Below are 20,521 nucleotides of genomic sequence, written 5' to 3'. Positions count from 1 at the left end.
TATGACTGAGCTGTCGCAGGTGTCGGTGACGGCACTCAAGGGTGTCGGTGAGGCCATGGCCGAGAAGCTGGCCAAGGTCGGCCTGGAGAACCTTCAGGACGTGCTGTTCCACCTGCCCCTGCGCTACCAGGACCGCACCCGCGTGGTGCCCATCGGCCATTTGCGCCCTGGGCAAGACGCGGTGATCGAAGGCACCGTCAGTGGCGCCGACGTGGTGATGGGCAAGCGCCGCAGCCTGGTGGTGCGCCTGCAGGACGGTACCGGCGGCTTGAGCCTGCGCTTCTACCACTTCAGCAACGCGCAGAAGGAAGGCCTCAAGCGTGGCACCCGCGTGCGCTGCTACGGCGAGGCACGCCCTGGCGCATCGGGCCTGGAAATCTACCACCCGGAATACCGCGCCATTACCGGCGACGAGCCGCCACCGGTGGACACCACGCTCACGCCGATCTACCCGCTGACCGAGGGCCTGACCCAGCAACGCCTGCGCCAGTTGTGCATGCAAACCCTGACGATGCTTGGCCCGCAAAGTCTGCCCGATTGGCTGCCCCTGGAGCTGGCCCGCGATTATCAGTTGGCGCCCCTGGCCGATGCGATTCGGTATTTGCATCACCCGCCCGCCGATGCCGATGTGGACGAACTCGCCCTCGGTCATCATTGGGCCCAACATCGCCTGGCCTTTGAAGAACTGCTCACGCACCAGCTGTCCCAGCAACGCCTGCGCGAAAGCATGCGTTCCCTGCGCGCCCCGGCGATGCCCAGAGCCACGCGGCTGCCTGCGCAATACCTGGCCAACCTCGGCTTTGCGCCCACCGGCGCGCAACAGCGCGTGGGCAATGAAATCGCCTACGACCTCAGCCAGCAAGAACCGATGCTGCGGTTGATCCAGGGTGACGTAGGGGCAGGCAAAACCGTGGTCGCTGCCCTGGCCGCCCTGCAAGCCCTGGAAGCTGGCTATCAAGTGGCGCTGATGGCACCGACGGAAATTCTCGCCGAACAACACTTCATCACCTTCAAGCGCTGGCTCGAACCGCTGGGCCTGGAGGTGGCGTGGCTGGCTGGCAAGCTCAAAGGCAAGAACCGCGTGGCCGCCCTGGAGCAGATCGCCGCCGGCGCACCGATGGTGGTGGGCACCCATGCGCTGTTCCAGGACGAAGTGCAGTTCAAGAACCTTGCGCTAGTGATCATCGACGAACAGCACCGATTTGGCGTGCAACAGCGCCTGGCCCTGCGCCAGAAAGGCGTGGGCGGGCGCATGAACCCGCACCAGTTGATCATGACCGCCACGCCGATCCCACGCACCCTGGCCATGAGCGCCTACGCCGACCTCGACACCTCGATCCTCGACGAGCTGCCGCCGGGGCGTACGCCGGTCAACACCGTGCTGGTCACCGACACCCGGCGCGTCGAAGTGATCGAGCGCGTGCGCGGTGCCTGCGCCGAAGGCCGCCAGGCGTACTGGGTATGCACCCTGATCGAAGAGTCCGAAGAACTGACCTGCCAGGCCGCCGAAACCACTTATGAAGACCTCACCAGTGCCTTGGGTGAGCTCAAGGTGGGGTTGATCCATGGCCGTATGAAACCGGCGGAAAAAGCCGCGGTAATGGCCGAGTTCAAGGCCGGCAACCTGCAATTGCTGGTGGCGACCACCGTGATTGAAGTGGGCGTGGACGTCCCCAACGCCAGCCTGATGATCATCGAAAACCCCGAGCGCCTGGGTCTGGCGCAACTGCACCAGTTGCGCGGGCGGGTTGGCCGGGGCAGTGCCGCCAGCCACTGCGTGCTGCTCTATCACCCGCCGCTGTCGCAGATCGGTCGCCAGCGACTGGGCATCATGCGCGAAACCAACGACGGTTTTGTTATCGCCGAAAAAGACCTCGAACTGCGCGGCCCCGGTGAAATGCTCGGCACGCGCCAGACCGGCCTGCTGCAATTCAAGGTTGCCGACCTGATGCGCGATGCCGACCTGCTGCCCGCGGTCCGCGATGCTGCGCAAGCATTGCTCGAGCGTTGGCCCGATCACGTCAGCCCCTTGCTCAACCGCTGGCTGCGCCACGGCCAGCAATACGGCCAAGTGTGACGCCTGACGCACTTATCCGACCAACACCCGTATCAAGCTGGTTATACTCCAATGAATGTAAGAAATTGGATCAGGCCATGTCAGAAGTTGCCCTCGCCACAGCCCCACTGAACGCCCCGCCGGTTATTCGGGCGCTGCTCGCAAAGCTCGCCATCCCCTACACGGAAGTCATCGAACAGCCTGGCCTGAACCCTGCCCGAAAGGTCCAGGCGGTGTTGCTTGAAGATGCGGTTGGCGCGCTCATGGTGCTGTTCCCCCAAAGCCAGTTGCTGGACCTCAACCGCCTCGCCGAACTCACCGGTCGCCGCCTCACGGCTGTCGCCCCCGAGCGGGTCGAGCGCATGCTGGGCAAGCATGACCTGAGCCTGCTGCCGGGCTTGCCGCCACTGACCAGTTCGCCGTGCCTGTACGAAGGCCGCTTGCTCAATGAGCCGAGCCTGCTGGTGCATTCGGGCGAAGCCGGGCTGTTGCTGGAAATCCCCACCGACGCCTTCAAGAGCCTGCTCACCAAGGCCAGCGCCGCGCAGTTCGGTGAGCCCTTGAGCAACATCCGTCCGAACCTCGACCGCCCCAATGATGACCGCGAGGAAATCACCCAGGCGATGCAAGCCTTCACCGCTCGCCGTATCCAGCAACGCCTGGAAGCGACCATCGAAATTCCGCCGCTGGCCGACACGGCGCAGAAGATCATCAAGCTGCGCGTGGATCCCAACGCCACCATCGACGACATTACTGGCGTGGTGGAAACCGACCCGGCCCTTGCCGCCCAGGTCGTAAGCTGGGCCGCGTCGCCCTACTACGCCTCGCCGGGCAAGATCCGCTCAGTCGAAGACGCCATCGTGCGCGTGCTGGGCTTTGATCTTGTGATCAACCTGGCGCTGGGCCTGGCCCTGGGCAAAACCCTGAGCCTGCCCAAGGACCGCCCGCACCTGTCCACGCCGTACTGGCACCAGTCGATCTACACCGCCGCCGTGATCGAGGGCCTGACCCGCGCCATGCCCCGCGCCCAACGCCCGGAAGCCGGCCTGACCTACCTGGCAGGTTTGCTGCACAACTTCGGCTACCTGCTGCTGGCCCACGTGTTTCCGCCGCACTTCTCGCTGATCTGCCGCCACCTGGAGGTCAACCCGCACCTGTGCCACAGCTACGTCGAGCAACATTTGCTGGGCATCAGCCGCGAACAGATCGGCGCCTGGCTGATGCGCTACTGGGACATGCCGGACGAACTGTGCACCGCCCTGCGCTTCCAGCACGACCCCACGTATGACGGGCAATACGCCGAGTACCCAAACCTGGTGTGCCTGGCGGTACGCCTGTTGCGCAGCCGGGGGATTGGCTCCGGGCCGGATGAATCCATTCCGGACGCGTTGCTTGAGCGCCTGGGCCTGAGCCGCGAGAAGGCCGAGGACGTGGTGGGTAAAGTGCTGGATGCCGAAGTGCTGTTGCGCGAATTGGCTTCGCAGTTCAGCCAGGGGTAAGCCCACCGCCTGTTAAACCGCTATCGCAGGCAAGCCAGCTCCCACAGTTGACCGTATTTCCAAGTTGGAACGCGGTCACTGTGGGAGCTGGCTTGCCTGCGATGAAGTCAACTCGGTCTACCTGACCACCTACTTCTTTTTCTTCGGCTTCAAATACTTGGTGAGGCCCTGGAACCAGATCACCAGTGCCGGGTTGCCCTTGATCTGGATCGACTTGTCCTGAATCCCCGTCATGAACGCCAGTTGCTTGTTCTTCGCCTGCATCGTGGCGAAGCCGTAGGCGGCATCCTTGAAGGCAATCGCGAAGGCCGGCGCCGGGTGGACACCTGAGCGGCTGGTGATGCGCTGGTCTTTGACGATGAAGTGACGGGCAACCTTGCCGTCGAGGGTCTGCAGCTGGAAGGCCAGGTCTTTGTCACCCAGTTGCTGCTGGAAGGCGGGGTTGGTGCGGCTGGCTTTGCCCATCATCAGGCCCAGCACCCACAGGAGAAGACGAAATTTCATGCACACGGCCTCGGTGTATTTATTGGAGTGGCCGCAGCAGTGTAACGATTTGCAAAAGGAACGCCACCGATCTCGCGCTTTAGGCGCAGATCGGTTGGCGTTTAACGCTTATAGCAACAAGTACTTAAACGTTAGGGCAAGGCACTGGCGCCCAGTCGGCCAGGTTTGGATTGCGGCAGGTTGCTTCGATCTGGGTCTTGCCCGCACTGGCGACCTGCTTGCTTTCAGCTTGCTTGGCCTGCACGGTCTGGATGCTACGTTCGGTGGTGACCGCTTCTTTCGGCACTGTCGGCAGAACCGGCTTCTTGGCTGGCTTGACGGCTTTCTTGCCCTTGGCCGGAGCGACCACTGGCGTGGTATCGGCGGTGGCCACGGTCACCACATCGCTGCGCTGTACGCCGACCTGTTGCAGGTCTTTCTCGTAGGCCTGGGTGTAGTTGTTCAGGTCTTCGCTGGCTTTGCCGTTGACCGTCACGATCAGGTCATTGGACTCCTTCAGGCCCGCGACGATTTCCGCCAGGCGCTTGCGGCCTTCGGTGTCGTTGACGGTCTTGGCCTTGCGATCAGCCACCAGCTTGGTGAATGCGCTCTGGTAGCACTGCTGCGACGCCTTGGCATAGGCGGTGCTGCGGTCGATGTCCGAGGCGCTTTTGTTGAAGTCGGTGGAGTAGGACGCGATGCGCTGGTTGTCATCGGTGATCTGTTTCTGGCGCTCGGTGTAGTAACCCGCCGCACCGCCAGCCAGGGCGCCGCCTGCGGCACCGATCGCGGCATTGCGGCCACGGCTGTCCTTGTCGCCGGTCAGCGCGCCCAGCAGGGCACCGCCGGCCGCGCCGATCGCGGCACCGGTGACGACCGACTTGGTCATGTCCGAATCGGTGGCGCGCAGGTGCTGCACCGGCTCATAGCAGTTGGGGTAGTACTCGACCTTGGTGCTCGACGCCACCTTGGACGCAGGCGACGTAGCGCAACCAGTCAACACGGTGCTGAAACCAGCTGCGATCAGCAGCAGGTGACGCTTGGAAACCGCCTTACGGGAAAAAAGCATAGATGTGATCTCTGTTAAGTTTGACTTGCCCAGCACGGCCCACCGCCGCCTGAGTCCCTTCCAAGCTCGCTAGACAGCCAACGATCAAGACCGCTGACCGCTCGCTGCGAGCAATTCCTTCAAGATCGTTGCCGGGTCGGCCCGCTGTTGCTTGCGGTAGTTGCCGACATGGCGAACGAACAGTGTCGCGCGCGTCACCAGGCTCTTGCCGAGCACTGGCTTGCGATCCAACTCTTCCTTGATCCGTTGAAACTGCGCCTGGATCACCGCATCGGTGTAGCGCGTGCCGGTGGCCAGGTTGTCGATGTAAATCGCCACCGCGCCGTCCAACGCGCTGCGTCCATTGGTGATGGCCATGTCGAACAGCTGCGTGCTGGCCTCGTCCTTGCTGTCCACCGCCTGCTGGCGACTCTTCTGCAGGTTGGCCAGGCGGATGTTGTAGTTGCTGATGGTCTCGGCCACCAACGCCGCCGACTGGATCAAATTGCCCGCCGCTTCTTCGCGTTGCTGGGCGATCAGCGACACGTTGCGCTTGAGCTCTTCGTTGACCAGGCCCAGTTCGGCTTGCAGCTTGGGATCGACACTGGCGGCGATGATGCTGTCCAGGCGTTTGGTCGGGTCCTGGGCGTCGTCGATGGCATCGGTCAGCGCGGCCAGGCGGCCTTCCTTCTGCCACTGGGCGAACAGCTCCTTGTAGCGCGAGCGCGGCGCCGACAACGCGCCAATCGCCACGCGAAAACCGGTGGTCTCGTTGCTTTGCTCGGTACCATCAGCGGCAAACAGCGGGTATTCGCGGCGCATGCCGGTGAACAACGTGCCCTCGCCTTCCAGGTAGTTGCCGCCCTTGACCACAAAGCCGCCGTAGGTGCCCTGGCGGCGGCCGGCGTGTACCAGTTGGAAGGATTCCTGGACCATTTCCGCGGCGTTGCCGATCACGTCGAACATGCCGATGGGGTTAGGCAATTTGGTGCCGATGGGCATCAACCGCGCCGCCTGGCCGGTGCCACCGGCCACTTGGTTGAACACCGCGTAATCGGCCAGCGGGCCATCGCTTTCACTGCCCTCGGCGCGCCGTGGATACAGCCGGCCTTCCAGGTCCTGGCGGCTCACCGCCTGGCCGCCGCGTGCGGCGTACTCCCACTCCACTTCGGTGGGCAGGCGCACAAAACCCAGGCCACCGTCTTCGGCCGCCGCACCGCGCCCGCTCACCGGCAGCAGTTCGCGGTGGTATTTCATCAGCCAGGCGCTGTACACCGCCGAAAAACGCTCGGCTTCAAAGCGCGACAGTTTCACCTTGGGCAAACGCCCGGCCATGCCCGTGGGCGCATCACACGCCGGCGCCGGTTCGCCGCTGGCCAGGGACTGCGCCTGGGCCATCACCTGGGCGTATTGGCGAGCAGTCACTTCGTATTTGCCAATGAAGTACAGCATGGGCTTGAGCGGGGTCTTGGCGTCGGTCTTCGGCATCTGCGGCGCGATGACCTTGCTCCAGTCCTTGGGCAAGTCCTTGAGGGTGAACTGGCCGTTGATGAAGTCGCGGCGGTAACCGGAAATAAACGACTGCTGATAACCCGCCTCGCCTTCGGCAAAGGGGTAGCCCAGGTTGATTTCACGGTCATCCAGGGTGCCCTGGGCCAGAATGTAGGCGTAGCGGAATACCATGTTGCCTTCGCAGGGCAGCGGCAGGCTCACGTCGTCCGGCAACGGCTTGGGGTTGTCGAGCTTGTCACTTGCTTCATCAGCCCAGGCCAGCGAGGCCAGGCTCAGCGCCACGCAGGCGCCCAGTAATTTATACATCTCTGATTCCTTCAGAAGCCTGGATACGGGCCACCCGCCAACCACCACAGGCGGCCGCCACGGCACTGACGCCGAGCACCGCCACCAGGGCCAGGCCGTAATGGCGCGCCAACAGATGGCTGGCGTACTCGCCTGGCACCTGTACAAAAAGCTTGTTCAACGCCGCCTCAGCCAGGCCATACAGCCCAACGCTGAGCACAGCGGCAAAACCCGCGCTGTATAGCGCTTGCAGCAGCACAAACAGCAACAACGCGGCGGTGGAAAACCCCAGCAGGCGCAACACCGAGAGTTCACGGTGCTTACGCGCCACCGCCGCCAGGGTCCCCGCGAAAATCGCCGCAAACGCCCCGGCCAACGCCAACCCGGCGATGATCCAGAACACAATCGACAGGTTGCGGCTCAACGATTGCACTTGAGCGATGGTGTGCGCCTGGGTTGAAACCAACAGGTTCTGCTCGGCGAAATACACCCGCAACGGTTCCACATCACTGAGGCTGCGCGCATACAGGCGAAACGCCGGGTAGATGCGCTGTTCACTCACGCTCGCCGCTTCACCGGCCCAACCCAACGCCGGCACCGCACGGCCATCGCGGTAATCTTCCGCTGCCTCCAGTAACGCCAGATCGGCAAACAGGCCCTCGCGAGCGAAGGCCTCCAGCGGCAACACCGCCAGCACCTGCAACCGCGTGCGCTGGGCCTCGACGCGCCCCGCCACTTGCCGCGCAAAGCTGGTGTCCAGCCAATCACCGGGCCTTGCCGCGAGCTTTTCGGCGGCGGTATGGCTGAGCACGATCTGGTCCAGGCCGTGGGGCATCGGCAAGCCTGTCAACAACGGGTCGCCTGCGGCAGTCGGCAGCATTTCCAGGGTCAAGGTGCCCACCTGCGCCGTGGCCGCAATCTGCCGTGTGCGCGGTAAAGCAAACGCCACATCGCTGCGCTCACCCAGCTGCGCGATAAACGCCGCGCTGAATCGACCACCGCCCAACGGGATGATTTCACGGCTGGCGGGGTCGGTCTCCAAGCGTTCGGTCAAACTGCTAACCAGTCCAAATTTCAGCCCGAATAACACCAGCAATGGCGCGATAACCGCCACCAATGCCAACACCGAACAGGCCGACAGCCACCCATCGTTGCGGTAGTCCTGCCACGCAAGCGAAGCAACCAGGCCGATGCGCATCAGCACGCCTCCCCGAGGGTTGCGGTGACGCCGCCGTCTGGGTCGCGCTGGCAACTGATACGCCGCACCTGCAAGCCACTGGCGCGGGCCAGCGGTTCGTCATGGGTGGCGATCACACAGGCCGTACGGTGTTCGCGGGCCTGGGCCAGCAGCGCCTGCATCACGCGCTCGGCGTTGAGCGGGTCCAGGGACGCCGTCGGCTCATCAGCCAGCACCAGTTGCGGCCCATGGGCCAGAGCCCGCGCACAGCTGACCCGCTGGCGTTGGCCCACCGACAACGCCGCCGGGCGCTTGGCCAACTGATCGCTGATCTGCAACTGCTCAGCCAGGCGCGCCACGCGGCCGTCGTCCTGCAAGCCCAGCAGTTGGCGCGACAGCGCGATATTGCCGCGCACATCCAGAAACCCCAGCAACCCCCCGGTCTGCGGCACATAGCCCAGATGCTGGCTGCGCAACGCGGCCAGCGCCGATTGCCGATCAGCACGCCACAGCGCGCCGATGTCGTGTTGGTTGAATGCAAACTGCCCCACCTGATCCGGCGCCAACACCAGCGCCAGCACGTCGAGCAAGGTGCTCTTGCCGCAACCGCTGGGGCCGACAATTGCCAGTTGCTCACCCGCGCCCAGCTGCAACGCAGGGATCACCAGGCTGTAGCGCTGGCTACCGACGCCCCGGCTCTTGTGCACCGCACTCAGGTTCAGCATTACGGCAGCGTCGACAGTGGCACGCGGTACAACGCATCGCCCGGTTCGGCATCGCCGAAACGGACCCAGTTGGCCACGTCGTTATGGAGGGTTTCATACAGGCGGATTTTCGAATCCAGCTCGTCGATAAAGTCTTCCTGCTCGGCCACGCTCAATGACAACCACAGGTCCTGGGTCATGTTCAGCGACTTGCTGCGGTACGGCAGGCCCTCCAGGTATTCACCGAGCAGGCCGCCGTCAGCCAGGTTGCCGCCCTTGCGCAGGGCCTGCGGGTCGCGGCTCATATAGGCCGAGGCGCTGGCGATTTCCTGGAAGAAATCCTTGGGCGAGCTTTGTGTTTTGCGCGCCGCATCCACGATCAACTTCAACGATTGTTGCAGGTCGTTGAGTTGCAGCTTGGTCAACATCACGCACACCTGGAACGCTGGCAGCGCCGGGTTGGTCAGGTCACGATCAGCGGTCCAGGCGCTGACCAATTGCGGTGCCTGGCTCGCGGTCTTGCGCCCGAGAAAGTCCATGTGCATGGCATAGCCGACGGCGGCGGACTTGTCCGCCAGACTCGGCGCGGCACTGAGCAACGGCACTGGCTGCGGCGTATTGCTGCGCACCTGATGCACCAGGTTGGCGAATACCGTGCCGATCTCATCGACGCGCTCACCCAGCTTGCGCACATCGCCCCCTGGCACTGGCGTATACAGGTCGCCGATCTGCGGGTTGGCGTCGGCGGTGAGAACGCGATACTGGCTCTCGGCGCCGGCATGGGTTTTCTTGCCGGCATCAGTGCGCAGGTGCAGCGCATAGATCTTGATCTGCTTACCCAGGGCCGCCTGGCGCACTTCGGCTTCGTTCATCTGGGTGGCGGCGAACGGGTCGTTCTTGCGCAGCGCGCCGGCATCGGAGACCAGCAGGATGATGCGCCCGCCGTAGCCGGACCAATCCATGCCGTCCACTGCCTGCATCACCCCGGCAAACGCATCTTCGTTGAACGAGTGGCTGGACACCGTCGACGCTTTGACCTGGCGCGCCATATCCAGGAAGCGCTGCGGGTCGCGGCCTTGGTCGAGGCTGATCAGGGTCTTGGCGACATACTCAAGGCCCGGGGTTTTCTGAATGCTGCTGCGAAAGCCGACCATGCCGAAGCTGACGCTGTCCAACTCGCCACGCTCGGCAATGCGGGTTTGTAGCTCGTGCACCACGTCGCGAATCTGGTCGATGTAGGGCTGCATCGACACGGTGGTGTCCACCACCAGCACCACCGCCGTGCGGAACGCGTCGGCATTCGCGCTGAGCGTCGGGCTGGCCGGTCTGGCAGCGGCGCGGCTGCCTGGGTCGATGGAAGCCACGTTGAGCAACTGCACCGGCTGGCCGTTGTCGTCGAAGCTCTCTTTGGAGTCGAAGATCGGCAACAGGTAGAACTGGTTCTGCGGCACCGCGCTGGCGGTGGGTTCCAGGGCCAGGACTTGCTGGTTGTCTTCACGGTTATTCTGCGCCTTGGCCAAGGCGCTTTTCGCTGCGGCAGGGTCGGCCAGCAGTTTTTCCACCTCTGCGGACTGGCGCAGGAACATCACGGGCGCCCGGCCGGAGCGCTCGGTGAACTTGAGCACCAGGCTTTGTTTCCAGTCGCTGACCTGGGAGGCCGGCAGCCAACCGTCGCTGCGACCATCGGTAGCGGCGCCGACGCGCACCCACGGGCTGCCATCGACTTCTTTGCGCTGATACACGTAGAGCACGGAAAACGCCGGCAGCGCTTTACCCGGCGGGCTCCCAGCGTCCGCTGAAAGCTGGGCGCCGGGTTTGCTGAGTACACGCTGGAACAAGGTTTTCTTGCCTGCCATCAGCAACGGGCGTTGACCGCCATCCACTTCAGCGACAGCCACGGGCGGCGTCACCTTGGGCACCACGGCGGCTGGCGGCTTGGCCGGTTCATCGCCGCCGCTCAACCACCAGTAGCTGGCGCCACCAATGGCCAACGCGACGGCGACCGCCACGGCGGCCAAGGCCAATACCGGCCCACGGCGCTGCTCGGACGGGGCATTGTGCTGCGTCGGCGTCACCACCGGTTGACGCACTATTGGCTGCGGCCGCGGTTTATCCGTCGGAATGTCGATGGTGACAGGGGTCATGCCCGCCAGATCAAAGCTCAATGGAATCGGCAGCGGCCGTACCAGCGTGGCATCCGATTCATCAGCCGGCAGTTGATCCAGCGCCAACAACAACGCTGCCGCATCCGGATAACGCTCCGCCGGGTCCTTGGCCAACAACTTGCGCAGCACACCCTGGTAGCGCCCGTGATGCACCGGCAATTCCGGCAAGGGTTCAGTCAAATGCGCCAGAGCGGTGGAAAGCGCATCGGTGCCGTTATAAGGCAGCTTGCCGACGAGGATTTCATACAGCACCACGCCCAGCGCGTAGAGGTCGGCGCGGCCATCGATCTCCTGTCCCCGCGCCTGCTCCGGGCTCATGTAGCTCGGCGTGCCCACGGCAAACCCGGCCTGGGTGAACTGGGTGCGATCGTCCAGCGACTTGGCAATCCCGAAGTCCGACAACACCGCCGTGCCATCGGCCCGGAACAGAATGTTCGCCGGCTTGACGTCGCGGTGCACCAGCCCTTGGGCATGGGCATAGCCCAGGGCCGAGGCAATCTGGCGGATGAGCGTCACGCCCTGCTCCGGGGTCAGCCCAGCAGCAATGCGCTCCTTGAGCGTGCCATTGGGCAGGTATTCCATGGCCATGTAATACAGCTCACCGACGTTGCCGATGTCATGGATGGTCACCGTGTGCGGGTGTGACAAACGCGCCAGCGTCTTGCCCTCGCGCAGGAAGCGTTCGCAGAAACTCGGGTCGGCCGCCAGCGCTGCCGCCATCACCTTCAACGCCACCTTGCGCTCCAGCGAGCGCTGGGTCGCCAGGTACACGCTGGCCATGGCGCCTTCGCCAATCTCGCCTTCGATGTCATAACCCGGGATGACGATGTTCATGACGAGACCTTCACGACGAGGGTGGTGATGTTGTCTGGTGCGCCGCGATTGAGGCCCAGGTGCACCAGGCTGCGCACGATTTCATCCGGCGCGTCATGGCTGAGCACGTCGCGGATTTCATGGTCTTCGACGGTCTTGTTGAGGCCATCGCTGCACAGCAAATAGCTGTCGCCGGGAGCGATCAACAGGTCCACCGAGGCGACGTCCAACTGGGCCTCAACGCCAATGGCGCGGGTGACGATATTGGAGCGCGGGTGGGTGCGGGCGTCGGCTTCGCTGAGCAGGCCGCTGTCTTGCAGGTCTTGCACGTAGCTGTGGTCGCGGGAAATGCTTTCCAGCACGCCGTCGCGCAAGCGGTACAGGCGACTGTCGCCGGCCCACAGGCACACCCCGCGCAAGCCGCGCGCGGCGAACACCACCACGGTGCTGCCCATCATGGTCACGCCACGGTTGGCGGTTTCTTCGCGCACGGCCGCGTTGATGCGCAGCAGGTCATTGCGCAGCGCCGCCGAGTATTCGTCCAGGGAGCGGCCCAGCGGCACATGGCGCAGGCTGTCGACGATCAAGCTGCTGACATAGTCCCCCGCCGCGTGCCCGCCCATGCCATCGGCCACCACCCACAGGCGGTTTTCCGGCAGGTCCAGAAAGGCATCTTCGTTGACTTGGCGAACCATGCCCACATGGCTTTTGCTCGCGGATTCGTACGTCACGCCCATCTACACCACACCTTCTTGTCCGAGCAAAAACTGCGCAAAATCGCTGGCGGCAGGCAGGCCCTGGCACCGTAATAAACCGGGGGAGATACGCTGCGAACCTCGCCCCCACCACAGGCTTGCGCCCTCGCACGCCTGTTCGGCCAGCGCGGTCATACGCTGGTGCGGCACGGTGGCTGCCACCCTTTGCAGGCCGGCAAAACGGCTGTCCACCGCCCGCGGCTCGCTGGCCGGCACGCCCAACTCGTCGAGCCCGGCGTTGAAGCTTTCGAAGGTCGCGCCGCTGTCCAGGGTGCTGAGCAACAAGGTTTCAGCCTGCTCGAACCAGGCGTCCGAACCGCCCACCAGCGACGCCGGGTTGGTGTCGTGATCCAGCAAGGTCACCACCGCCAGCGGAAAATACCGCCCGACCCGGTCAATGCTCGGCATCACCACGCCCGCCGCCGCATCCGGCCCGCACACGCCCGGCGCCAGCACAAAGCGCCACAACGGGCTGACCAGGTACGCATTCAGCCAGTCAGCGCCGAGGCTGTTCTGGCTGGCGAGCAAACCCGCTGCCAGCCAGCTGTCCCACGGGCCGATAAAGCTCTGGGGCAAGGCGCGGCTGACGAAGTCGCCGCGGCTGGCCAACTTGCCGTAGAAACCTAGGGCCGTCATAACCGCTCCGGCAGGCTGAAGCCGCTGAGCACGCGGCTCTTGAACGGGTTGAACGCACTGTTGGCGCGCAACTCGTAGGCGATGCTCGCACCATCGACCCGCAGGCGCAGGTTGAAACGGTCCGGCGAGTTGCCTGCCGTGAGGTCTGATTGCTCCAGCAGACGGAACCAGGCCCACGGGCCGTCCAGGGTGATACCGGAGCGACCACTGGCCGACGGCGGCATGATAGAAATACGCACCACGCCAATGCTGCCGGGGTTCGGCCATTGCATCGCTACCGGCCGGCTCGGGCCGTGGTCGTAGCTCAACTGCTGGCCGTCCAGGTCAAGCAGGAACTGAGTGATGGTAGGGTCCATCGACACCGGCTTGAGTTCGAAACGCACGATGGGTTGGGTGCCACCGGAGCGGAAGAACGCGTCCCGAATCGTCGCCGCACGCTGGAAGGTTTGCAGAACGCCAGGAGCAATCCCCAGCTTCTGCGCCGCCCCCGGTTGCCAGCGCCAGGTCTGTGCCGACGTGTCCACATAGGGCTGCAGGTATTTGCGGAAGTAGTTGTCCATCACCCCGCCCACACCGAAAAACTGGCCGAAGTCATCCAGGGTGGCGTCCCGCGCACTGCCCGGCGACATCGGGTAACGCCCGGCCAACGACTGGCGATACACGTTGACCACTTCACTGACCCAGGCCGCGTTCAGCTGGTTACGCACCCCGCCCATCATGCTGTTGGTGGTGGAATTGACCACCGACTTGACCATGCCCTGCACCAGCGGCGGCTGGCGCTCGGCGTTCAGGCTGACCCGCGTGGCCGCAGCCGCCGCCTGGTTCTTGGCCTCGCCGAGCAAGGCATCGCCGCTGGCACCGACCATGGCGCTGACCTGCACATACAGCGCATTCATGTCCGACAGCAGGCCGTCGATGGCCGCCGGTTCGCCTTCGTTTTTGCTGACGATGCTGTTGAGTTCGGCAAAGTGCGCGGTCACCGGATCATCCGCCGGTGCCGGGGCATTCGCCGTCGGTTGTGCCTCGCCCAGCAAACTGCCGAGGCGCTCCTTGAGCTTGTCCACGCCGCCTTCCACCGGCACGCCTTTGGCGGCCAGTTGGCGTTCTTCGGCTTGCAGGTCGGTTTCCCTGGCGACCGCCACCAACAGTTTTTTCAGCGGCGAGGTGGGACCGGAAATCACCCGCAGCACATCGGCGGCCTGTGCCACGCTGGTGATCGGCACAAAGTCGATGTCGGCGAGCAACGCGTCCCACTGGCGCTGGTAATCCTGGAAGTACAAACGGCGCACGTCGGCGGCCAGGCTCACCACGTTCTGCTGGTCGGCCTGCTCATGGCCCAGCACCCATTGCTCTTCGGCCAGGGTGCCGGTCTGGTTCAGGCTGCTGAGCAAAAACGCCTGGCGATAGCCCTTGGCAGTAAAGAAACCACTCAACGGCTCGCCCAACGGCTTGCCGCTCTTGCGGCTGAACACCAGTGCGGCATCGCGACCGGCGGCCTCATTGAGACGAAAGTCCGGGATACCTTCGGGCAGTTTCTGGCGCTTGACGCGGTCGTACACGCGCTGGGCTACCGGCAATTGCTGCAATTGGCGACGCAGGTCGTCGATCAGGCGTGGGTCCAGGCGCGCGCTCGGCGGATGGCGTTCGAACAGCGCTTGCAAGTGCCCGGCCAGGGCCTGACGCTGGTCGGCCGGCAGGTCGCGGGGCAGGTTGCGGTCCCAGTCCAGGGCGATCCAGGCCTTGATGAAGTCGGGGTCGTAATGCTCGGTGTCGGCGAGCATCAGGTAAGCCTTGAGGCCCTCGTAGAGAAAGTCCGAGTTACCGCCGCCGTGCAGTTGCTCTTCGATACGCGTCACCAGGCGTGGGGCGAACACGGCGATCAAGAGTTTGCGGTACACGCTGGCGGACTCGGCTTCGAGCATATCGCCCTGGTACAGCCCCAGCCCTTCGGACCAGCTCGGTGAATCCCCCGCCAGGTTCTTCACCGCGTTGAGCAACGGCAGCACGGCGAGCACTTCCCGTTGTGCCGGGCTCAGGTTCTGTACGGTCTGGCCCAGTGGCGCGACCTTCTGATCGACCTGGGCGATATACGCCTGGTTGGCGCGATAGCTCACCCACCACAGGCTGCTGACCACCACCACCAGCGCGACGGTGGCCGCCAGTACGCCACGGGCGATCCACTTGCGGCGCCGCTCGACTTTCGGGTTCACCCCCACCAGGCCGCGCTCGGCAAAGGCCACGGCGGTGAAGAGTTTTTCGATGAAGTAACTGCGCCCGGTGCCGCTCTGGCGCGCCAGGTGCTGGCGGTCCAGGTTCATACTCTGGGCCATGGCACCGATCAGGCGGTCAATCGGGCTGCCTTCCTGGGTGCCGCTGGTGAAGTACACGCCACGCAGCAACACGCGCTCTTCAAAGGCGTTGGGTTTGAACACGCCTTCGAGGAAGCTTTGCAGGCAATCTTTCAGCGCGCCGAACTGCTGCGGGAAGCCGTAGATCAGGTCGCGTCGTGCCGGGTCGCGTTCCTGCTGCAAGCGCTCGACCAGGCGTTCGTTGAGACGCTGCTCCAGGCCCGCGAATTCGCTTTGCAGGTGCGCCAGCGGGCTGTCGCTGTTTTTGCCGTCGTCCAGGGCAAAGGTCATGCCCCACACCTGGGCGCGCTCTTCCTTGCTCAGGTTGTCGAAGAACTCCATGAAGCCCGGCACCAGGTCGAGCTTGGTGAGCATCAGGTAGATGGGGAAACGCACGCCCAGCTGCGTATACAGCTCCTGGATGCGCAGGCGAATCGCGGCGGCATGGGCTGCGCGCTCGGCGTCGGTGCCCAGCAGCAGATCCGAGAGGCTGATGGCGATAAACGCCCCGTCGATCGGCCGGCGGGAACGCTGCTTTTTCAGCAAGTCGAGAAAGCCCAGCCAGGCGGCTTTGTCCACCGTGGAGTTGCTGTCCTGGGTGGTATAGCGGCCAGCGGTGTCGAGCAATACGGCCTGGTCGGTAAACCACCAGTCGCAGTTGCGCGTACCACCCACGCCCCGCACCGCACCGGCACCCAATTGTGCCGCCAGCGGGAAATGCAGCCCGGAATTGACCAGCGCGGTAGTCTTGCCCGAGCCCGGCGGGCCGATGATCACGTACCACGGCAACTCGTAGAGGTTGCGGCGCTCATCGCCGCCCAGCTTGGCCTTTTTCAGCAGTGCCAGGGCTTCGTCCATGCGCTGGCGCAGCGTGGACAGCTCTTCGGCGGTCGCAACGCTGTTGGGGTCGACCGGGGTTTCTGCGGCCAGGCTGCGCATCACTTCGGCGGCCTGGCGACGGGCCTGGATGATGCGGAACACGCGGTAGGCCACCCACAGCGCAAACACCAGCACGATCAGCGCCCAACGGCGCCCTTCGGGCACCAGCACGTCCAGCAGCGGGCCAACAAACCAGATGATCAGGCTCAGGGCAATCAGGCCCAGCACGGGGATCACCCAGCGAATCATGAAACTGAAAAACGCCTTCACTCGACGCCCTCCGCCAATACGGTGATTTCAACCCGACGATTGCGGGCACGGCCTTCGGCAGTACTGTTAGTGGCCAACGGCTCCGTGTCGCTGCGGCCTTCGGCACTGAAGCGCTCGGCCTGGCCGGTCTTGGCCGCGAGAATTTCCAGCACCGACTTGGCCCGGGCTTCGGACAATGCCCAGTTGGACGGGAAGCGCAACGTGGCAATCGGGCGGTTGTCGCTGTGCCCGGTGACACGCACCTGGCCCTTGACCTTGCGAATGGCGTCAGCGATGCGCAGCATCAGCGGCTGGTAGTCATCGACGATGCTGGAGCTGGCCGAGGCGAACAGCTCATCGCCACGAATGGTCACCACAGAGCGGTCAACCTTGTCTTCCACCGCCACGCGGCCGGCCTTGATGTCATCGGCCAGGAACCCGGCCAGGCGTGGGCGCTCAATCACTTTGGGCTGCGCCACCGGACGGTCGATGGCCTGCACCGGGATCTCGCCCAGGGCATGAATATTCTTGAACACCGGCTCGGCGTCCGAGGCCAGCTTCATGCGCAGGCCGAACAGCAACGCCAACAGCAGCGCCAAGCCAATCGCCACGGCTATCCATGGCGGCATAAATTGCGCCAGGCGATCACGGGCCACGGTCACGCCGCGCCAGTGCGGCGACAGCTCACGCTCGTGCTCGCCACGGGCGCTGCGTATCGCTGCGGCGGTGCGTTCACGCAAGGCTTCCAGCTGGCTGCGCCCGTCGGTCATCACGCGGTAACGCCCTTCAAAACCCAGGCACATGCACAGGTACAACAGCTCCAGCAGGTACAGGCGTTCCCGTGGGCTTTGCAGACAGTGGTCAAGCAACTGGAAAACCTTTTCACCACCCCAGGCTTCGTTGTGCACGGTGATCAGCAGGCTCTGCTTACCCCAGTCACTGGTGCTGCCCCACGGCGTGCTCAGCACCGCCTCATCCAAGGCAGTGCACAGCGCGTAACGGGCCAACAGCACTTCATTGCGTGCCACACCGGCGGCTTCGGCGCGCTCTTCGAACTGGCGCAGGTACGCCAGCAACTGCGCACGCAGGCTGGCTGGCGCGGGATGGGCGATGGTGTTGCGCAACCGCGTCAACAACGCCAGCAACGGGCCGGCGGCACTTTCCAGCGGGTTGAGGCCCTGGCTCTTGCCGGTGAGGATCGGTGCAGCCGGCATCGACAGCGGCGCAGGTTCGGCACGTGCGGGTGCAGGCTCTCGGCCACCCGGGCGCGGCATGAACTGGGTGCGGTCATCATCATTGGGATGCATCGCCAATTATCCTCGGATCGCCCAGAAGGCCAGGTTCAAGCCCGGGAACTGCCCGGCGATATGGAAGGCGAAACCGCCGGAATTATTCAGCTGCTGCCAGTGCTCGCTGCCACGGTCCAGCTCGTAGTAGGTGCTGCCGGCGTGGTAAGGCAATTGGCGCGGCGCCACCGGCAACGGCAGCAGGCCGATGCCCGGCAGTTGCAGGTTGACCATGTCGCGGATGTGCTCCACCGAGCCGACCTTGCTCTGCTGGCCGAAACGCGCACGCAGGGTTTCGCCGGGCACATCGGCGCGCACCACGAGGATGAAACTGGCGTTGTCGAGCAGGGTCTTGTCGGCCAACATCGCCACATGGATGCCGTAGGCTTTCTCCACAATCGGGATCGGCGTGGCCTTGCTGTCGATGAGCATCGACAGCGCCTCACGCAAGGCCGCCATCACCGGCATGAAGCTCAGGGCCAGGTCATCGTGCTGGTACTGCGGGTATTCCTGGGGGCGACGGCTGGAGGTTGAGAAGGTGGAAAACTCACCGGCCAGGCTGACCAGTTCGCTGAAGAAGCGCTCCGGGTGCAACGGGCTCAACTGGCTGAAGTGCTGGATCAGCGGCTGGGCGCGGTTGACCAGTTGCAGCAGCATGAAGTCGGCGATCTCCGAGGCACCACCGGCGCCCGAGGCCACCACGCGGCCGGCCAGGGCTTCGCCACGCTGGTGCAACAGGCCCAGCAGTTCACTGCGAAAGGCCGTCAGCGGTTTGCTCGCGGCCACGTCCAGCACGGGCGGGATGTAAGTGTCATCGAGCACCAACGCACGGTCGGCACGCTTTTCCTTGATGCGTACCAGGCCGATGGCCGCGTAGTCGCTGATGCCGTCCTGCGCCGTCAGCAGGCGCAACGCCCGCGACCCCACGGCCACCGGTGCACGGTTTTCGAACGGGGCGTTGTCGTCGCGCACTTCACGCACCTGGCTCACGTAGCGCGCGGCTTCCAGGGCCTCGCCCTCGTCCACCGTGTCACGGGCGCCGGCACGCTTGAGCGGCAGGGCCAGGTAAACCAGGCCGTCGCGCAGGTTGTCGTCGATATTCAACGGGCTCGGCGCAAGGTCGTCCTGGGGAATATTGAACGGCGTGCCATCGGGCAACAGGCCGCGGGCCGACACGATCGCCAGCTTGCCCTGGGCCAGCAGGCCCTGGTCGATCAGCAGCTCGGAGAACCCCCAGGCACCCACCGACAACGGGCGGCTGCGGGCGTCGATCAGGTTTTCCAGGTAACGGTCATGCTGCTGGAAGTGCTGCGTTCCGATGAACATGCCTTCCGACCAGACCACGCGATTGTTCCAGGACATGGGGGCTCCGATTGCTTGTTATTGGGCTGGGCTGGATGGGGAAGCCACGACGTCGGCGCGCACGGCATGCACGTCGAGGCTGATCTGGTATTCGCTGTATTGGCGCGGCGGCACGTTGATGACCGTGCGCCATTGCGCACGGTCCAACTCGCGGTAGCCCACCAGCAAGCCGATCTGGCGCGTGGACGGGTCGAGATCGCGCTGCAGGCTCAGTTGCTGGCCGGGCTGCACCATCACTTCGTCCTGGTCCAGCAGGTCGAGGCCGAGGGTGGATTGCGCACGGTCAGCCAGGGCGAAGTAATCGGAGCGTGAAAAGGTCGCGGCGTTTTTCAATTCGAAAATGCGCACCCGCACCGGCGCGGCCTGGCCGTTGGCACCGGGGTTAAGCCCGGCAATCGCGTGAAAGTGCAGCTCAACGGCGGCCGTGTCAGCTTCGGCCTCGGCAGCCGCCTGGGGTTTGGCAGTGTCGTTGGCACACGCCGTCAGCAGCAGCGCGGTGGCGGCTGCGAGTAAAAACCTGGGAATCATCCTGCGTCCTCAATGACGTATTTAGCTATCCGTTTTATCCATTGGTGCGAGGCGTTTTCAGCGTCGCTGTCGTGCACTGTGTTCTTCGTAGGCCCGGCTGAATTCACGACCGAACAAGTCCTGGAAATCGTCCTGGGCCTCGCGGGAAATGTTGCTGTAGAGCTCGGTGAACTGCTGCCAGTACTGGGCCTGGCGCGAACCATTGAAGAGACTGGAGAGGCCGCCAGGCTTGCCCATGCGCTCCTCCAGCTGCGCCGGTTCAAAGCGCGTGAGCAAGTGCTTGATCGCCGCTTCCACGCCAGCCATCACGGCCAACTGGTGGGCGCGCAGGTCGTCGAAACTGTCACGTACGGCAAGGTCCGGCGCCATGAACGCCTGGTTGCCATGACGCAACAACAGCAGTAACGCTTCATCGGCATTCGGGGCGAATTTCAACGGGTTGTTTTCGGCGGGGCGGATCATCGTCTGCTGCATGCGAAACTCGCCCTTGAGGCTGGCACGGGCGCGCAATACGTCGATCAGGCCCTCGACCATCAGCCGGTAGCTGCGGCCGATGCTTTCCATCTGCGCGCAGGCGTCGGCTTTGTCCAGGCGCAACTGGTCCAGGCCCGCACCGCGCAGGAAGGCTTGCAGGAGGTCCGGTGGTGGCTCGGCATTGGCCACGGGGAGCGCAACAGGCTCGACCACGGGCGGCGACGGGATGATCGGTGCTGGGGCGGGCGCAGCATTGACGACG

At 64.4% G+C, this 20,521-nt stretch carries 15 protein-coding genes; 2 read left to right on the top strand and 13 right to left on the bottom strand.

Translation table 11 applies throughout. The features are described 5' to 3' along the window. Position 1: 1 nt before the first annotated feature. On the top strand, positions 2 to 2,077 hold the full coding sequence (gene recG / locus GIV26_RS05515; protein WP_034129255.1) for an ATP-dependent DNA helicase RecG: 2,076 nt from the start codon (positions 2 to 4) through the stop codon (positions 2,075 to 2,077). 77 nt (positions 2,078 to 2,154) lie between these two features. Then, positions 2,155 to 3,555, top strand: coding sequence for an aminoacyl-tRNA deacylase and HDOD domain-containing protein (locus GIV26_RS05510; RefSeq protein WP_236279657.1), 1,401 nt, complete (start codon positions 2,155 to 2,157; stop codon positions 3,553 to 3,555). Positions 3,556 to 3,684: 129 nt separating this feature from the next. Here the strand turns inward: GIV26_RS05510 and GIV26_RS05505 are convergent, their stop codons facing one another. The 13 genes from GIV26_RS05505 to tagH form a co-directional block, all read right to left on the bottom strand. Beyond that, positions 3,685 to 4,059: a hypothetical protein gene (locus GIV26_RS05505; RefSeq protein ID WP_003195530.1), complete on the bottom strand. Its 375-nt coding sequence runs from the start codon at positions 4,057 to 4,059 to the stop codon at positions 3,685 to 3,687. Positions 4,060 to 4,183: 124 nt separating this feature from the next. Then, positions 4,184 to 5,107 (bottom strand): type VI secretion system-associated lipoprotein TagQ, encoded by a 924-nt coding sequence (tagQ, locus tag GIV26_RS05500; RefSeq protein ID WP_003195532.1) that lies wholly within the window; start codon positions 5,105 to 5,107, stop codon positions 4,184 to 4,186. Positions 5,108 to 5,191: 84 nt separating this feature from the next. Further along, positions 5,192 to 6,904, bottom strand: coding sequence for a formylglycine-generating enzyme family protein (locus GIV26_RS05495; RefSeq protein ID WP_236279656.1), 1,713 nt, complete (start codon positions 6,902 to 6,904; stop codon positions 5,192 to 5,194). Next, positions 6,897 to 8,081: an FtsX-like permease family protein gene (locus GIV26_RS05490; protein ID WP_236279655.1), complete on the bottom strand. Its 1,185-nt coding sequence runs from the start codon at positions 8,079 to 8,081 to the stop codon at positions 6,897 to 6,899. Before GIV26_RS05490 ends, GIV26_RS05495 begins: the two co-directional genes overlap by 8 nt. Continuing rightward, the gene (locus GIV26_RS05485; protein WP_060763895.1) at positions 8,081 to 8,785 is read right to left on the bottom strand and encodes an ABC transporter ATP-binding protein; all 705 of its coding nucleotides are present in this window, start codon (positions 8,783 to 8,785) and stop codon (positions 8,081 to 8,083) included. Before GIV26_RS05485 ends, GIV26_RS05490 begins: the two co-directional genes overlap by 1 nt. Beyond that, positions 8,785 to 11,763: a serine/threonine-protein kinase gene (locus GIV26_RS05480; protein ID WP_236279654.1), complete on the bottom strand. Its 2,979-nt coding sequence runs from the start codon at positions 11,761 to 11,763 to the stop codon at positions 8,785 to 8,787. Before GIV26_RS05480 ends, GIV26_RS05485 begins: the two co-directional genes overlap by 1 nt. Next, positions 11,760 to 12,479: a PP2C family protein-serine/threonine phosphatase gene (locus GIV26_RS05475; RefSeq protein ID WP_034129104.1), complete on the bottom strand. Its 720-nt coding sequence runs from the start codon at positions 12,477 to 12,479 to the stop codon at positions 11,760 to 11,762. The genes GIV26_RS05480 and GIV26_RS05475 overlap by 4 nt, the downstream gene beginning before the upstream one ends. Further along, positions 12,480 to 13,133 (bottom strand): type VI secretion system-associated protein TagF, encoded by a 654-nt coding sequence (gene tagF / locus GIV26_RS05470; protein ID WP_014720494.1) that lies wholly within the window; start codon positions 13,131 to 13,133, stop codon positions 12,480 to 12,482. It abuts the gene before it with no gap. Beyond that, positions 13,130 to 16,630 (bottom strand): type VI secretion system membrane subunit TssM, encoded by a 3,501-nt coding sequence (gene tssM / locus GIV26_RS05465; protein ID WP_034129106.1) that lies wholly within the window; start codon positions 16,628 to 16,630, stop codon positions 13,130 to 13,132. The genes tagF and tssM overlap by 4 nt, the downstream gene beginning before the upstream one ends. Then, positions 16,627 to 17,916, bottom strand: a complete 1,290-nt coding sequence (locus tag GIV26_RS05460; RefSeq protein ID WP_054896050.1) for a DotU family type VI secretion system protein — start codon at positions 17,914 to 17,916, stop codon at positions 16,627 to 16,629. Before GIV26_RS05460 ends, tssM begins: the two co-directional genes overlap by 4 nt. A 6-nt stretch (positions 17,917 to 17,922) precedes the next feature. Beyond that, positions 17,923 to 19,257 carry a type VI secretion system baseplate subunit TssK gene (gene tssK / locus GIV26_RS05455; protein WP_236279653.1) on the bottom strand — a complete coding sequence of 445 codons (1,335 nt, stop codon included), beginning with the start codon at positions 19,255 to 19,257 and terminating at the stop codon, positions 17,923 to 17,925. 18 nt (positions 19,258 to 19,275) lie between these two features. Further along, entirely contained in the window at positions 19,276 to 19,785 is a 510-nt protein-coding gene (gene tssJ / locus GIV26_RS05450; RefSeq protein ID WP_019818127.1) for a type VI secretion system lipoprotein TssJ, read from the bottom strand. A gap of 57 nt (positions 19,786 to 19,842) precedes the next feature. Next, a partial coding sequence (gene tagH, locus GIV26_RS05445) for a type VI secretion system-associated FHA domain protein TagH (protein ID WP_236279652.1) occupies positions 19,843 to 20,521 on the bottom strand: 679 nt, incomplete at its 5' end.

The sequence above is a fragment of the Pseudomonas sp. PA-1-3F genome, assembly GCF_021609665.1.
Classification (GTDB): Bacteria; Pseudomonadota; Gammaproteobacteria; order Pseudomonadales; family Pseudomonadaceae; genus Aquipseudomonas; species Aquipseudomonas paracarnis.
This window is presented reverse-complemented; position numbering and strand designations above follow the sequence as displayed.

Excerpts from the sequence above, each read along its gene's own strand:
- GIV26_RS05495 (WP_236279656.1), bottom strand. The coding sequence starts at position 6,904 with ATGTATAAATTACTGGGCGCCTGCGTGGCGCTGAGCCTGGCCTCGCTG.
- tagQ (WP_003195532.1), bottom strand. The coding sequence starts at position 5,107 with ATGCTTTTTTCCCGTAAGGCGGTTTCCAAGCGTCACCTGCTGCTGATC.
- GIV26_RS05480 (WP_236279654.1), bottom strand. The coding sequence starts at position 11,763 with ATGAACATCGTCATCCCGGGTTATGACATCGAAGGCGAGATTGGCGAA.
- tagF (WP_014720494.1), bottom strand. The coding sequence starts at position 13,133 with ATGACGGCCCTAGGTTTCTACGGCAAGTTGGCCAGCCGCGGCGACTTC.
- GIV26_RS05505 (WP_003195530.1), bottom strand. The coding sequence starts at position 4,059 with ATGAAATTTCGTCTTCTCCTGTGGGTGCTGGGCCTGATGATGGGCAAA.
- GIV26_RS05460 (WP_054896050.1), bottom strand. The coding sequence starts at position 17,916 with ATGCATCCCAATGATGATGACCGCACCCAGTTCATGCCGCGCCCGGGT.
- GIV26_RS05475 (WP_034129104.1), bottom strand. The coding sequence starts at position 12,479 with ATGGGCGTGACGTACGAATCCGCGAGCAAAAGCCATGTGGGCATGGTT.
- tssJ (WP_019818127.1), bottom strand. The coding sequence starts at position 19,785 with ATGATTCCCAGGTTTTTACTCGCAGCCGCCACCGCGCTGCTGCTGACG.
- recG (WP_034129255.1), top strand. The coding sequence starts at position 2 with ATGACTGAGCTGTCGCAGGTGTCGGTGACGGCACTCAAGGGTGTCGGT.
- GIV26_RS05490 (WP_236279655.1), bottom strand. The coding sequence starts at position 8,081 with ATGCGCATCGGCCTGGTTGCTTCGCTTGCGTGGCAGGACTACCGCAAC.
- tssK (WP_236279653.1), bottom strand. The coding sequence starts at position 19,257 with ATGTCCTGGAACAATCGCGTGGTCTGGTCGGAAGGCATGTTCATCGGA.
- GIV26_RS05510 (WP_236279657.1), top strand. The coding sequence starts at position 2,155 with ATGTCAGAAGTTGCCCTCGCCACAGCCCCACTGAACGCCCCGCCGGTT.
- GIV26_RS05485 (WP_060763895.1), bottom strand. The coding sequence starts at position 8,785 with ATGCTGAACCTGAGTGCGGTGCACAAGAGCCGGGGCGTCGGTAGCCAG.